This window comes from Pantoea allii (assembly GCF_002307475.1).
In the GTDB taxonomy this organism is placed as follows: Bacteria; Pseudomonadota; Gammaproteobacteria; order Enterobacterales; family Enterobacteriaceae; genus Pantoea; species Pantoea allii.
In genome coordinates this window covers 155,611-168,630 of the sequence record NZ_NTMH01000022.1, presented here as the reverse complement: position 1 = coordinate 168,630, position 13,020 = coordinate 155,611, and the positions used below count along the sequence as shown (strand labels likewise).

The following is a 13,020-nucleotide window of genomic DNA, read 5'->3' as shown; positions in this document are numbered from 1 at the left end:
GGAGCAACCCAATGCATTCTCCACTGCAAGACAGCGAACTGTTCCAGACGGGCTATCTGGTAAACGGTCAGTGGCTGCAAACGGCGTCCACCTTTGACGTGACCAACCCTGCCACCGGTGAGCGCGTGGCTCAGGTAGCCAAAGCGGGTAAAACCGAAACGGAAGCAGCGATTAAGGCGGCACAAGAGGCCTTTCCAGCATGGCGTGCACAGACCGCGAAGGCGCGTTCAGAACTGCTTTACCGCTGGTACAGGTTGATCATTGAAAATAAACGCTGGCTGGCTGAGCTGATGACAACGGAGCAAGGTAAGCCGCTCAAGGAAGCAGAGGGCGAAGTGGAATACGCGGCGAGCTTTATTCAGTGGTTTGCCGAGCAGGCTAAACGCGCCAATGGTGAAATTATTCCGCCCGCCAAAGCGGGGTCGCGTATTCTGGCAACCCGTGAGCCGGTCGGCGTAGTCGCCGCTATCACGCCATGGAATTTCCCGATGGCGATGCTGACACGTAAGTTAGGTCCCGCGCTGGCAGCAGGATGCACAGGCATTATTAAACCTGCGAATAACACGCCGCTTTCCGCATTTGCCTTACTGGCGCTGGCAAAAAAAGCCGGTATCCCTGATGGCGTGCTTAATGGGGTGGCTGGCGACACACATGCCATTAGCGATGCCATTATGGCCAGCAAGGCCGTCCGTAAAATTTCCTTTACCGGTTCAACGGCGGTAGGGAAAACGCTCATGCGTAACGCTGCAGAGACGATGAAAAAAGTCTCGATGGAGCTGGGCGGCAACGCACCCTATATCGTGTTTGAGGATGCGGATATTGATGCGGCCGTGCAGGGCGCCATTGCTAACAAATTCCGTAATGCCGGTCAGGTTTGCGTCAGCGTTAACCGTTTTTTCATCCACAGTGCGGTCTACGAACGTTTTACCACTCAGCTTGCAGCAGAAGTGGACAAGCTCAAGGTCGGAAACGGGATGGAGGACGGTGTGATTGTCGGTCCGTTGATTGAAACCTCAGCACTGGAAAAAGTTGAAGAGCATGTCAAGGATGCGGTGGCTCAGGGCGGCAAGGTGCTGGCTGGCGGCAAGGGACATGCGCTGGGAGGAAACTTCTGGCAACCCACCGTCATCGGCGATGCACATGAAGGGATGAAGCTGGCCCAGGAAGAAACGTTTGGCCCAGTGGCAGCCTGCTTCCGCTTTGATGATGAAGAAGAGGTGATCCGTCGCGCCAACCAGACTGAATATGGCCTGGCGGCCTATTTTTACACGCAAAACCTGCAGCGTGTATTCCGGGTATCTTCGGCGCTGGAGAGCGGAATGATTGGCATTAATGAATGTGCTGTCTCGACAGAGCTGGCACCCTTTGGCGGCGTGAAAGAATCGGGCCTGGGACGTGAAGGATCGGTGCTGGGGATGGATGAGTACCTGGAGGTCAAAGCGCTGCACCTCGGCGGTTTAAGCTAGATGAATATCCGGGCGGCCTCAGGTCGCCCAGAGCCGGATAACGGGAGTCGTCAGTATGAGAGTCGAGCGTTTTGATTTTAATGAGATTGTCGATCAGGCCCATTTCTTACGCCAGTTCTGCGATCGCTTCGCCCTGAAAGCGCGGTTTATCTGCGATCTCGATGGGCTCTGGGACGTCATTGTCAGCCAGGGGCTACCCATGCCGTTAAAAATTGAATTTGTGAATCTTGGCCAGGGGCAAAAACGCCGCTATGGCGCTTTAATTCTGTTGTTCGACGAGGCTGAAGAAGAGCTGGAAGGACAGCTCCAGTTTAACGTCGTATAACCTATCGCTCGATAGCATGTCACCACGTTAAGACATCCTCAGCGTTCGGTGGGTTAACCGGTCGCCGGAAGCGTGCAGCTACGGCAGAAAATCGACATTTCTCGACAGCCCTCGCAACCTCTTGTTTGGTTTCTCTTCAAATTTTTAGAGCGTGATAACCTGCGCCCGTTATGGTCTGGTCAGGTTAAATGAAAAGAAAAAAAAGCCCACTCACGCCCCACGATGCGACATTCCGGCAGTTTCTGTCTCAGCCCGCCATCGCGCGTGATTTTATGGAACTGCATCTTCCAGCGGAGTTTCTCGCTATTTGCGATCTGAGCACGCTGAAGCTGGAGTCAGGATCTTTTGTTGAAGAGGATCTACGTCAGTATTTTAGTGATGTGCTTTACAGCTTAAAAACCACGCGCCGCGATGAGGGATATATCCATGTGCTGATTGAACATCAGTCTTCTCCGGACAGGCATATGGCATTCAGGATGATGCGCTATGCAATAGCGGCCATGCAGCGCCATCTTGATGCGGGATATAAAACGATCCCACTCGTGATACCGGTTTTATTCTACAGTGGTAAACGTAGTCCTTACCCTTTCAGTACCCGATGGCTGGACGAATTCACAACGCCTGCGCTCGCCGCTAAGCTGTACGGTAGCGCCTTCCCGCTGGTGGATGTTACCGTCATACCGGATGATGATATTGTCGGTCATCGCAGCATGGCCGCGCTGACATTACTGCAGAAGCATATCCATCAACGCGATCTGGCTGAGCTGATTGATAAACTGGCCCCTGTTTTACTCACCGGATATCTTTCTTCATCACAGGTTATATCGTTGGTACACTATATCGTGCAGGCGGGCGAAGCGTCTGATGCCGACGCTTTTTTACGTAATTTGGCACAGCGAGTGCCGCAACACGGGGACGCACTAATGACCATTGCCCAGCAACTTGAGCAGAAAGGCATTGAGAAAGGCCTCGAGCAAGGTATTCAGCTCGGTGAACAACGTGGTCTTGAGAAAGGACGCAGTGAGGGTGAACGTGCCGCCGCACTTAAAATCGCTCACACCATGCTGAAAAGTGGACTCGATCGCAGCACCGTTATCACAATGACAGGGCTGTCCGATGAGGATCTGACACAGCTTTCTCACTAACGTTTCTCTCTGTTAGCCGCTGGCGTACTGAGCCTATCGGCGGTCATGAACGGCTTTCCGCCACCGCCTCGCGATATCTGCCTACTGACATCCCTGAACACCGCGATAACCCCTTTTATGCTGCCAGAACGGCTTCGTGTTCCCGGCATGATCGTGACAAATGCCGGACTTTCTCTGTTTGACGGACATAAAAAAAGCCCCGGCGAGCGGGGCTAAAGGGTTCGTCATACTTAAGACGAGGAACTATTTATACAGCTGCGCGGTGATGTGATAGCTGTCACCGGTGTTCGCTTCGATAATTTTATAAGCGCTGGCACCTTGTTCATCTGCCTTCTGAGACAGCTGTGAACGGTAGTCGACAGGGGCACCTGCAACGCCACTGATGCTTACGGTTCCCACAGGTTGCAAGTTCTGCGTTTGGTCTGCTGTCACGAGTTGCGCTGCGGAAGCGCCAAAAGTCATTACGGAGAGCAGACTAACAGTTGTGATGGTTGCTTTGATTTTCATGATTTTTCCTCATTTATATCAACAACCTGCGGAATGAATAACATAGAGCGGGTCGTCGATCTTGTCAGGGGCGGCCGCCTGGCCGCGGATAGCTTATTTGTACAGTTCAGCGGTGACGTGGAAGGTATCGTCACGGTTGTTCTCAATGACGCGGTAGTGGCCTGCACCTTGTGCATCGGCTTTCTGCGACAGTACCTGGCGAATATTGGTCTGGTCGCCGTTGATACCACTCACGCTAATTGTTTGATTCAGCGGCTGCAGGTTCATATCCTGCGCCTGTTGATTCGTTACCATGCTGGCGGCGTTAGCACCAAAAGAGAGCAGTGAAGCCAGGCTCAGCGCGGCAATCGTTAATTGGGTTTTCATGATTCATTCTCCGGTAATAATGTTTAACCAGCGAACGCGTGGATAGCAGCTGGTTACCTGTCAGTACCAACGATTTTATTTGTACAGCTCAGCGGTCGCGTGATAGTTGCCATCGTTGTAGGCCTCAATAACACGGAAGGCTTTTGCACCTTGCTGATCGGCTTTATCGCTCAGTTGCTGTCTGATATCGGATGGCGCACCGGCCACACCACTGACACTGACTGTGCCGACAGATTGCAGATTCTGTGCTTGCGAAGCAGAGATATAATCTGCTGCTGAAGCGCCGAATGACAGGGCAGATAAAATGCTTAAGGCAGCGATGGTAGTTTTAATTTTCATAAAAGATGTCCTCGTCGTGGTTGTTCTTCTTTTTTATTAGTGTGATTCACATCACGAAAGTAAGTATAGGACTAATAACGGAAGAAATTAATACCTGCCTAATAATGTTTTGTTGACTCAATTTAACCTTATGGGATTTTTTTATAACCAAAAGTTATTAAAATTGGTGAAAAACCTATCTCAGGCAGGTAATTACGCATAAAAACAGTAAGATGCGTGACTTTAACTTTTAGTGCGAAAAATCATGGTCGATCTGGCTGCTTAACTATTTTGGTCTGGGTGATAGCGCCACTATTTGAATGTAAAGCAGTGTAAAATAGCGCGTAATGGTAAGTGGCATAAAAGGTATGACCAATATTTCTTGTTCTGAAAGCATCACGGCTTAATGTTAATTCATTGAAAAGTAATGTATTTGGCGAGCGATGGTCTGGAGAAGGGATGAAAGAGAAAGGGCAGGGTAAACCGGCAGTGTGCTGCCGGTCAGGCGTAACGACTACAACTCTTGTTCAAACAGCACAAGGATCGCGTCGTGAAGTTGTTTGACGGTAAAGGCGCGTGCTGGGGTAATAAAGATAGTGTCATCACCAGCAATGGTGCCAAGGATACCTTCGGACTTACCCAGAGAATCCAGCAGGCGAGCAATCAACTGTGCGGCACCAGGACTGGTATGGATCACCACCAGCGCGTCATTGTAGTCAATGTCCAGAACCAGATTCTTCAGAGGGCTGGTCGTGGTAGGCACCCCGAGTTCGGCGGGTAAACAGTACACCATTTCCATTTTGGCATTGCGGGTGCGCACCGCGCCAAACTTTGTCAGCATCCGAGAAACTTTAGACTGGTTGATGTTCTCAAAGCCGTCTTCCTGCAGCGCCTGAACAATTTCGCCCTGAGAACTGAATTTTTCTTCTTTTAATAAAGCCTTGAAGGCTTTGATCAGATCGTCTTGTTTCGATGGGTTTCGCATAAGTTACCAGTAAACGTAAGAAAAACCGCGGTTCGGGTCGCAGTAAAGTCATTATTATGCATATAAATGAATTTTTATGCAATCGGTTGTTAATTGTACGAAGCGGTATCCATCGCGGGCGGCGATAATAGCAAAGAATTTACTCAGACCAAAACCCAGCTCACAGCCTGAAAAGGCAAAGGTTGCAAAGGTGTTATATTATTGATGAGGTAAGAAAATAAAAATGTACACTGCCGTTCTCTGTCTGCCGACGTCAAGATTGTCGGTCTCAGGTTATATCGATCACACTCTGGAGGGTTACCGGGTGGAAAGGCTGCATTTGTGAATGTCACTTACCCAAGGTAATGCTGACGGGACGAACAGGTCTGCCATCTGACTGCAATCCGGCGTGAGGAAGATAGTGAGATGATTACGTGCGTTTTTAATCCGGAGATTAAGTGCGTAAGCACGTAAAATAGTCGCGGATGCGCGTCATCGCCTGAGCAGTTGATTTAGGTCTGACACAGATGGAATTTCTGCTTTTCTCTGCCCCATCTTAATAAGGAGTTATGAATGAAAGTTGCCGTACTCGGTGCCGCTGGTGGCATAGGCCAGGCGCTAGCACTTCTACTCAAAACCCAGCTTCCCGCAGGTTCAGAACTTTCTCTCTACGACATTGCTCCCGTTACACCGGGCGTTGCGGTCGATCTTAGCCACATTCCTACCGCGGTTAAGGTCAAGGGTTTCAGTGGAGAAGATGCCACCCCCGCTTTAAAAGGTGCTGATGTCGTGCTTATCTCCGCCGGGGTTGCACGCAAACCCGGTATGGATCGCGCCGATCTGTTTAACGTCAATGCCGGCATTGTGCGTAATCTCATTGAGCAGGTTGCCACTACGGCACCTAAAGCGTTGATTGGGGTGATCACCAACCCTGTTAACACCACAGTGGCGATTGCGGCTGAGGTGCTGAAGAAACACGGTGTTTATGACAAGAATCGTCTGTTTGGCGTAACGACGCTGGACATTATTCGCGCCAACACCTTTGTGGCTGAACTCAAAGGTAAAAAACCTGGCGAAGTAGAAGTCCCGGTGATCGGTGGGCACTCTGGTGTCACTATTCTGCCGTTACTGTCTCAGGTTCCTGGCGTCACCTTCAGCGAGCAGGAAGTCGCAGATCTCACCAAACGTATCCAGAATGCCGGTACAGAAGTGGTGGAAGCGAAGGCCGGCGGGGGTTCAGCAACGTTATCTATGGGGCAGGCCGCCGCACGTTTTGGTCTGTCACTGGTCCGTGCTTTAAACGGCGAAGCGAATGTTGTGGAGTGTGCCTACGTTGAAGGCGAGGGTGAGCATGCCCGTTTCTTCTCGCAACCGCTGCTGTTGGGTAAGAACGGTATCGCGGAGCATAAAGCTATCGGTGCGCTGAGTCCGTTTGAGCAGCAGGCGCTGGAAGGCATGTTGGAAACCCTGAAAAAAGATATCGCCCAGGGCGAAGCGTTTGTGAAGCAATAATATTACCGCCCGAACAGGAAAACGCCCGGTCTGACCGGGCGTTTTTTATTTTACAGCCCGCCTGATCTGAAGGTCCGTGTTGTTGGTGCCCCCGTCCCGGCAGCGCTTTTTCTGCTTAAGGTTTCGACACGCATCTGGAACGGTGGGAACGGCATTTCAATGCCATGTTCGGCAAAGCCATGCAGGATAAGCTGATGTAATTCATGGCGAAGCGGCATGCGATGGCCCATCTCGGCCGCATGCACACGCAGTTCAAACAACTGTATGCCCTGTTGCAAATCCACCAGGAAGACTTCCGGCGGTGGTGTATCCAGGACATAGCTGCAACGTTCAGCCGCCAGTTTCAGCAAGGTAGTCACCTCCTCGCTGCTTACCTGCGCAGGCGCAGGGATGGTCAGCACCACGCGGGTGACGGAGTCTGACAGCGACCAGTTAACGAACTGTTCTGTGATAAAGGCCTTATTGGGCACAATAATCTCTTTGCGATCCCAGTCGGTAATTGTGGTGGCACGGGTGTTAATGCGCGTAATACTGCCAGTCAGATCGCGAATAGTGACGGTATCGCCGATACGAATGGGTTTTTCAAACAGGATAATCAGACCGGAGATAAAATTTGCAAAAATCTCCTGCAGGCCAAATCCCAGGCCAACACCCAGGCCGGTCACCAGCCATTGTAGCTTCGACCATTCAATCCCAATCAATGAGAAGCCCAGCAAGCCACCAATCAGCAACAACAGATATTTAGTCAGTGTGGTGATGGCATAACCTGTGCCTGGCGACAAATCAAGATGCTGCAACAGCGCCAGCTCAAGCAGGGCGGGCATATTACGCACCAACTGCGTAGTAATCACGAACACCAGAATGGCGATCAGGACGGCACCCAACGTAATAGGTTGAATGCTTTCCACGCCCTGTACGGAGGTGTTCACATCCCATAAGCGGATATTCTCAAGGAAACCAAACGCAGAATGGATTTCTGACCACAGGACAATAAATGAGACCAGTGCAATTAGCGTCAGAATCGAACGCACCAGACGCAGTGACTGGGCGCTGATTGCATCTAAATCGATCACGGGCTCTTCAATTTCAATGACGTCAGTGTTTTGCGCCTGATCTTTTTCTTCTTCATTACGTGCGCGGTTGGCCAGCATGTCGGCCCGACGCTGACGTGCGCGATCGAAACCCAACCTGCGCCGTTGAATCAGCATCCAGCGGCGGATGATATGGTAAATAACCAGCAGGAAAAACCAGATTGCCACGGAGGTTTCCAGACGCGCCAGCAGCGCCTGAGCCGTTTCAAGGTAGCCAATCATTGAGGCCAGCGCCGCCAGCAACGGAATGGCGATCATGATATTCCACAGCAGGCGGTTAATCATATTTTCGCCGTTACCTTCTTTATCAAGGTAAAGCGGAATACCCGCTCGCTTCAGGCTCACCGTGACAATACTCAGGGCACCGCAGATTAAAATAAAACACAGCCGGCCAAGCGTTGCTGAAAACAGGCGATCGTCAAGGTTGTCAAAAGTTATCAGCAGCATGATCAAGGGCACGATCAGGCCAATACTCAATGAGTAGTAGCGCATCGCGCGTGCCACGCGCACCTGCGGCCAGCGGAAGTGCACGATAAACAGGCCGTTAGAACGGGCAAACTGGGCGCTGACCATGAATATCCACAGCAGAGGCAGGGTAGCTGTGATGCCATCGCCAATGGCCACAGCGACAGGATAGGGCCAGGCATTTTGCAGGCCGTATCCCAGGGTTGCCCAAAGCACGGGAAGCGGAAGCGCCACCAGAATCGACCAGAACACGGTTCGGATGGTCAGGCGGAAGCGATCCTGAGTGACCTTGCCGACCTTGCTGGCTGAGCGCTCAAGAAAAGCATTGAAGTGACGACGTGTGCTAAGGCTAAAACCGACCAGCAGCACTGCACCCAGAATGGGTAAGACGGTGCTGCGACTGGTAAACATCATCGCCAGGGCTTTGCCAAGCTGCCCCAGCGTATCCAGGGTCAGCAAATGGGACAGGCCTTTCGCCACGTCCAGAGGATAGCTTAATGAAATAGGGCTAACATCAGCCGTCCAGAATAGATAGCGATGCGTGGCATCTTTAACTTCGGTTAACGCATCCTGAAGCTGAGTATTGGCAACCTTGAGTTTGGTGATTTCCAGAATCAGCGTATCGCAGCCAGAAATCAGGGAATTCAGCAGTTCTCGTTGCGTTTTTAGCTGTGCATCCAGAATACGCTTTTGGTCACTGGTAAAAGGTTGCCCGTCTGCCTGATGCGCTTTACGCAGTGCGTTCTGACGTTCAAGCAGATCTTCATAATGCAGGCGCTGGACGCGCAGCTGTGCCATTTCATTGTCGATCTGCTGCGACTTCGGCATATCAGGTAAACGCGCAACCTGCGCGCGAAGCGCATCACCGAGTAAGTTAGAGGCGCCCAGCCATTGAGACTGCTCCCGTAACGTCGACAGCGCCTGACGTACCTGGATAATTTGATTCGTCGCGAGGCGCTGTTGCGACGCGACCAGATCCATGCGCTGCGCCTGCTGGTTCAGCGCACCAGATAAATCGCGGTTAACACGAAACTGCTCGCTAATCGCGGGCGGTAAATCGCCGCTGTTTTCCGCCAGCTGTTCCGTCCGTGCCAGCGCGGTTTCCGCCTCGCGCTGACGTTGCTCGTTCAACTGATTACGCAAAGCCTGCAGATAATTATCGAGCTGGGTCACTTTGCGCTGATGCACTTCGGCGCGCATGCGAGCCAGCTCCTGACGATTATTTGCTGACAGCTGCGCCAGCTCATACTCATCCACTTTGGCTTTGTTCGCGGCATTTTCTGCCTGGCGTGCCATTAGCTGGGCCTGACCGGCCGGTGTGGCAGCGCTGCCCGCGCTTTGTAAGCGCCGCTCACTCTCGGTTAACGCACGGCGCGCTTCTGTTTGCTGCTGCGGCAGCTGCGACAAGGAGTCACTGATCTCCCTGGCGCGGTCCTGCTCCTGCTGCGCCTGGCGTCCTTCTTCGATCAACTGACTGCTGATTTGCAGGATCTCTTGTTCCAGCTCCGCGCTGCTCATGGTGCTGCGCACGCTCTTAGCGTTGTCGTTAAGCGTGGCGATCTGCTGCCTCAGCTCACGGGCAAGGCGCGGGAAGTCATCAATAACCTGCTGGTACTGTTGCGCGCGTTCGATAGCATCATCGCGTTCAGAAAGCGAGGCCAGGGCGGCCTCCAGCGACTGGATTTGCTCGGTTTGCGCGGCGGAATTTTTCGCTGCTTTGACCTCTTCCAACTGCTGTTTGAGTTGGCTGGCATCAGGCAGAGTGGCGGCTAGCGTGGCGGTGCTGAGCCAGAGGCTCAGCAGCAGACAAAAGATCGAACGCACGAACATAGGTTCTACTCGACAGCGTCAGGCGCGGTAGTCGTCAGTGGAAGGGCGATCGCCATAGGCTGGCCCAACCGAACTTTAGTTTCGGCCTCAAGGCTTTCTGCCAGTTTGATCCTGCCAGGCGCAAACAGATTGATAACGGTTGAACCCAGTTTGAAGCGGCCCATTTCCTGACCTTTAAGTAATACGACGGCACCGTCATGATCGGCTGCCGGGTAATGCCAGCGTTTGATAATCCCTTCGCGTGGCGGCGTCACTGTGCCCGCCCAAACCGTTTCAATGCTGCCGACAATGGTGGCACCCACCAGAATTTGCACCATAGGTCCCATATCGGTCTCAAAGTAACAAATTACGCGCTCGTTACGGGCAAAGAGATTAGGGATATTGCGCGCGGTCAGCGGATTAACGGAGTAAAGATCGCCGGGCACGTAGATCATTTCCCGCAGGATACCGTTACATGGCATGTGTACGCGGTGATAATCGCGCGGGGCCAGATAGGTGGTGGCGAATGCGCCATCACGAAACTGGGCGGCCATTTGCTCATTACCGGCCAGCAGGGCATCAATCGTGTAATAGTGGCCTTTCGCCTGGAAAATCTGGTCGCCTTCAATACATCCGAGCTGGCTTATTGCGCCATCAGCAGGCAGGACGATCAGGCTGGCATCGGTATCGATCGGGCGTGCATCGTCTTTCAACGGGCGCACAAAAAAATCGTTAAAGGTGCGGTAACTGGCTGTATCAGGTTTACGCGCTTCCGCCATATCGACGTTGTAGTACCAGACAAAACCATCAATGACCAGTTTTGTCAGCCAGCCGCCGCGACGGCTTGCTCCCCAACCTGCAAGTTCAGTCAGCCATTTTTTTGGGAGAATGTGATTCAAGCCGAGTTTAAAACGATCAAACACCCTAGCCTCCTGGCTATCTTTCATAACATTGACAAAAAGGGAGCGGATTGTAACAGCGCCCCAGTCAGATGGCGAATACGTCGTTACGGGCCTTAATCTTCACTCTCAGCGAAGTTTTTCCGGCTTTTCATTTGTGCCATGCTTTCCAGAATACGGTGGTAGTTATAGAAGCGAGATTGATCGATTTTTCCGTTTTCAACGGCTTCACGAATCGCACAGCCCGGATCGGTGTCATGTTTGCAGTCACGAAACTTACAATCACCTAAGAATGCACGGAATTCGACAAATCCACGCGTGATTTGTTCCGGCTCAAGATGCCACAAACCAAACTCACGTACGCCGGGAGAATCAATAACGTCCCCGCCTTCTGGAAAATGATAAAGCCGGGATGCGGTGGTCGTGTGTTGACCCAGCCCGGATACGTCAGAAACGTCGTTAGTCAGAATGGCCGTGTCTTTCTGTTGGTCGAAGCCGAGCAGGGCATTCAGCAGACTGGATTTGCCTACGCCAGACTGACCCGCAAAGATGCTTATCCGGTCAGTCAACGCATTCTGCAGCGCATTCAGGCCATCTTTCGCATGGCTGGAAACCATCAAGACGCGATAACCAATCTTGCGGTAAATCTCCATCTGCTCATCAACCAATGCACGCGCGTTGTCATCCAGCAGATCGATTTTGTTCAGCACCAGCAGGGGCTCAATATCCAGCGTTTCGCTGGCCACCAGGTAGCGATCGATAATGTTCAATGACAGCTCTGGCAGAATGGCTGACACGATAATAATTTGATCGATGTTCGCGGCAATGGGTTTCACGCCGTCATAGAAGTCGGGACGCGTCAGAACGCTGGTACGCTCATGCACAGCCTCAACAATACCTTTGCCGCCGTTTAACGCGGGACGCCACACCACGCGATCGCCTGTGACCAGTGAGCGGATCGTGCGGCGAATATTACAACGGTGCGTCAGGCCTGCACTGTCCTCGACATCGGCATGCATGCCAAATCGGCTGACCACCACGCCTTCTGCGTCCTGCCCGAACATATTATCGTCCGCTTCCGGGCGCATTTTGCGCTGGTTTAAACGGCGATCGTGGTTAGCGCTGACGCGACGTTGTTGACCTTTCGACAGTTTATTTTTACTCACTCACCCTCACTGGTTTAGCTGGATTTCGCCCTGGGGGGCAAAACGTCTATGATACACCTTATTCACGATGAATGACGACTCAGCAACCACAGGTAACAGCATGGCAACTGGAAACGAAAATAATCTAATTTGGATTGACCTTGAAATGACCGGACTCGATCCGGAACGCGATCGCATTATTGAGATTGCCACTATCGTTACCGACGCCGACCTTAACATTCTGGCAGAAGGTCCGGTCATGGCGGTTCATCAGTCAGATGCGCAGCTGGGCTTGATGGACGAATGGAACGTCCGTACACATACTCATAGCGGTTTAGTGGAACGAGTGAAGGCCAGCAAGATTGACGATCGCGCAGCAGAAAAGGCGACCATCGAATTCCTGCAGCAGTGGGTGCCAGCCAATACGTCCCCGATTTGCGGCAACAGCATTGGGCAGGATCGCCGTTTCCTGTTTAAGTACATGCCGGAGCTGGAAGCCTATTTCCATTACCGTTATCTGGATGTCAGCACGCTGAAAGAACTGGCTCGTCGCTGGAAGCCAGACATTCTTCCGGGTTTCAAAAAGAGCGGATCGCACCAGGCTTTAGATGATATTCGCGAGTCTGTTGCCGAGCTGGCGTACTACCGCCAACACTTTTTGCAGCTTTAAACCGCAAAGGGTGCGCAGGAAATCGCCAGGTTGCTGCAATTATCAGCAAACGCATCAAAAGCGCAAAATTTTGCTGTAAGCATCTTGCAGCAGCAGCGATTTCTCGTATAATGCGCACCCCGTACCGGTGAAGAATTTATTACGGTACAAGGCGCGGGAATAGCTCAGTTGGTAGAGCACGACCTTGCCAAGGTCGGGGTCGCGAGTTCGAGTCTCGTTTCCCGCTCCAAATTATGTTTAGCAGTACCCTCTATGCGGGAATAGCTCAGTTGGTAGAGCACGACCTTGCCAAGGTCGGGGTCGCGAGTTCGAGTCTCGTTTCCCGCTCCAAAATGTGT

Annotated in this window: 12 protein-coding genes and 2 tRNA genes; 7 read left to right on the top strand and 7 right to left on the bottom strand. The window is 52.2% G+C overall.

The features are described 5' to 3' along the window. The first annotated feature begins 11 nt into the window (after positions 1–11). From CMR03_RS08010 to CMR03_RS08000, 3 genes are all read left to right on the top strand, one after another. Complete coding sequence (locus CMR03_RS08010) at positions 12–1,466, top strand: NAD-dependent succinate-semialdehyde dehydrogenase (RefSeq protein ID WP_096011259.1); 1,455 nt, start codon at positions 12–14, stop codon at positions 1,464–1,466. A gap of 55 nt (positions 1,467–1,521) precedes the next feature. Continuing rightward, on the top strand, positions 1,522–1,791 hold the full coding sequence (locus tag CMR03_RS08005; RefSeq protein WP_096011258.1) for a barstar family protein: 270 nt from the start codon (positions 1,522–1,524) through the stop codon (positions 1,789–1,791). Positions 1,792–1,979: 188 nt separating this feature from the next. After that, complete coding sequence (locus CMR03_RS08000) at positions 1,980–2,936, top strand: Rpn family recombination-promoting nuclease/putative transposase (protein WP_096011257.1); 957 nt, start codon at positions 1,980–1,982, stop codon at positions 2,934–2,936. A 243-nt stretch (positions 2,937–3,179) separates the two neighbouring features. Here CMR03_RS08000 and yhcN (CMR03_RS07995) read toward each other — a convergent pair whose 3' ends face one another. The 4 genes from yhcN (CMR03_RS07995) to argR form a co-directional block, all read right to left on the bottom strand. Then, complete coding sequence (gene yhcN, locus CMR03_RS07995; RefSeq protein WP_096011256.1) at positions 3,180–3,443, bottom strand: peroxide/acid stress response protein YhcN; 264 nt, start codon at positions 3,441–3,443, stop codon at positions 3,180–3,182. Positions 3,444–3,536: 93 nt separating this feature from the next. Next, on the bottom strand, positions 3,537–3,809 hold the full coding sequence (locus CMR03_RS07990) for a YdgH/BhsA/McbA-like domain containing protein (protein WP_063877423.1): 273 nt from the start codon (positions 3,807–3,809) through the stop codon (positions 3,537–3,539). 75 nt (positions 3,810–3,884) lie between these two features. After that, complete coding sequence (gene yhcN, locus CMR03_RS07985) at positions 3,885–4,148, bottom strand: peroxide/acid stress response protein YhcN (RefSeq protein ID WP_063877422.1); 264 nt, start codon at positions 4,146–4,148, stop codon at positions 3,885–3,887. A gap of 493 nt (positions 4,149–4,641) precedes the next feature. Next, on the bottom strand, positions 4,642–5,112 hold the full coding sequence (argR, locus tag CMR03_RS07980; RefSeq protein WP_013027416.1) for a transcriptional regulator ArgR: 471 nt from the start codon (positions 5,110–5,112) through the stop codon (positions 4,642–4,644). A gap of 552 nt (positions 5,113–5,664) precedes the next feature. Here argR and mdh point away from each other — a divergent pair. Further along, on the top strand, positions 5,665–6,603 hold the full coding sequence (mdh, locus tag CMR03_RS07975; protein ID WP_096011255.1) for a malate dehydrogenase: 939 nt from the start codon (positions 5,665–5,667) through the stop codon (positions 6,601–6,603). A gap of 50 nt (positions 6,604–6,653) precedes the next feature. Here mdh and mscM read toward each other — a convergent pair whose 3' ends face one another. The 3 genes from mscM to rsgA form a co-directional block, all read right to left on the bottom strand. Further along, on the bottom strand, positions 6,654–9,989 hold the full coding sequence (mscM, locus tag CMR03_RS07970; protein WP_172898037.1) for a miniconductance mechanosensitive channel MscM: 3,336 nt from the start codon (positions 9,987–9,989) through the stop codon (positions 6,654–6,656). A gap of 5 nt (positions 9,990–9,994) precedes the next feature. Continuing rightward, positions 9,995–10,891: an archaetidylserine decarboxylase gene (asd, locus tag CMR03_RS07965; RefSeq protein WP_096011254.1), complete on the bottom strand. Its 897-nt coding sequence runs from the start codon at positions 10,889–10,891 to the stop codon at positions 9,995–9,997. 92 nt (positions 10,892–10,983) lie between these two features. Further along, complete coding sequence (gene rsgA, locus CMR03_RS07960) at positions 10,984–12,033, bottom strand: small ribosomal subunit biogenesis GTPase RsgA (RefSeq protein ID WP_096011253.1); 1,050 nt, start codon at positions 12,031–12,033, stop codon at positions 10,984–10,986. A gap of 100 nt (positions 12,034–12,133) precedes the next feature. Between rsgA and orn the strand changes: the two genes are divergently transcribed. The 3 genes from orn to CMR03_RS07945 all read left to right on the top strand — a co-directional run bounded on the left by orn (position 12,134) and on the right by CMR03_RS07945 (position 13,012). Continuing rightward, the gene (gene orn / locus CMR03_RS07955) at positions 12,134–12,682 is read left to right on the top strand and encodes an oligoribonuclease (RefSeq protein WP_063881043.1); all 549 of its coding nucleotides are present in this window, start codon (positions 12,134–12,136) and stop codon (positions 12,680–12,682) included. Positions 12,683–12,835: 153 nt separating this feature from the next. Beyond that, positions 12,836–12,911 (top strand) — tRNA-Gly (locus tag CMR03_RS07950). Between the two features lie 25 nt (positions 12,912–12,936). Continuing rightward, positions 12,937–13,012: transfer RNA gene (locus CMR03_RS07945), tRNA-Gly, on the top strand. The last annotated feature ends 8 nt before the right edge of the window (positions 13,013–13,020 follow it).

Excerpts from the sequence above, each read along its gene's own strand:
- argR (WP_013027416.1), bottom strand. The coding sequence starts at position 5,112 with ATGCGAAACCCATCGAAACAAGACGATCTGATCAAAGCCTTCAAGGCT.
- yhcN (WP_096011256.1), bottom strand. The coding sequence starts at position 3,443 with ATGAAAATCAAAGCAACCATCACAACTGTTAGTCTGCTCTCCGTAATG.
- CMR03_RS08005 (WP_096011258.1), top strand. The coding sequence starts at position 1,522 with ATGAGAGTCGAGCGTTTTGATTTTAATGAGATTGTCGATCAGGCCCAT.
- mscM (WP_172898037.1), bottom strand. The coding sequence starts at position 9,989 with ATGTTCGTGCGTTCGATCTTTTGTCTGCTGCTGAGCCTCTGGCTCAGC.
- CMR03_RS08010 (WP_096011259.1), top strand. The coding sequence starts at position 12 with ATGCATTCTCCACTGCAAGACAGCGAACTGTTCCAGACGGGCTATCTG.
- mdh (WP_096011255.1), top strand. The coding sequence starts at position 5,665 with ATGAAAGTTGCCGTACTCGGTGCCGCTGGTGGCATAGGCCAGGCGCTA.
- CMR03_RS08000 (WP_096011257.1), top strand. The coding sequence starts at position 1,980 with ATGAAAAGAAAAAAAAGCCCACTCACGCCCCACGATGCGACATTCCGG.
- yhcN (WP_063877422.1), bottom strand. The coding sequence starts at position 4,148 with ATGAAAATTAAAACTACCATCGCTGCCTTAAGCATTTTATCTGCCCTG.
- orn (WP_063881043.1), top strand. The coding sequence starts at position 12,134 with ATGGCAACTGGAAACGAAAATAATCTAATTTGGATTGACCTTGAAATG.
- CMR03_RS07990 (WP_063877423.1), bottom strand. The coding sequence starts at position 3,809 with ATGAAAACCCAATTAACGATTGCCGCGCTGAGCCTGGCTTCACTGCTC.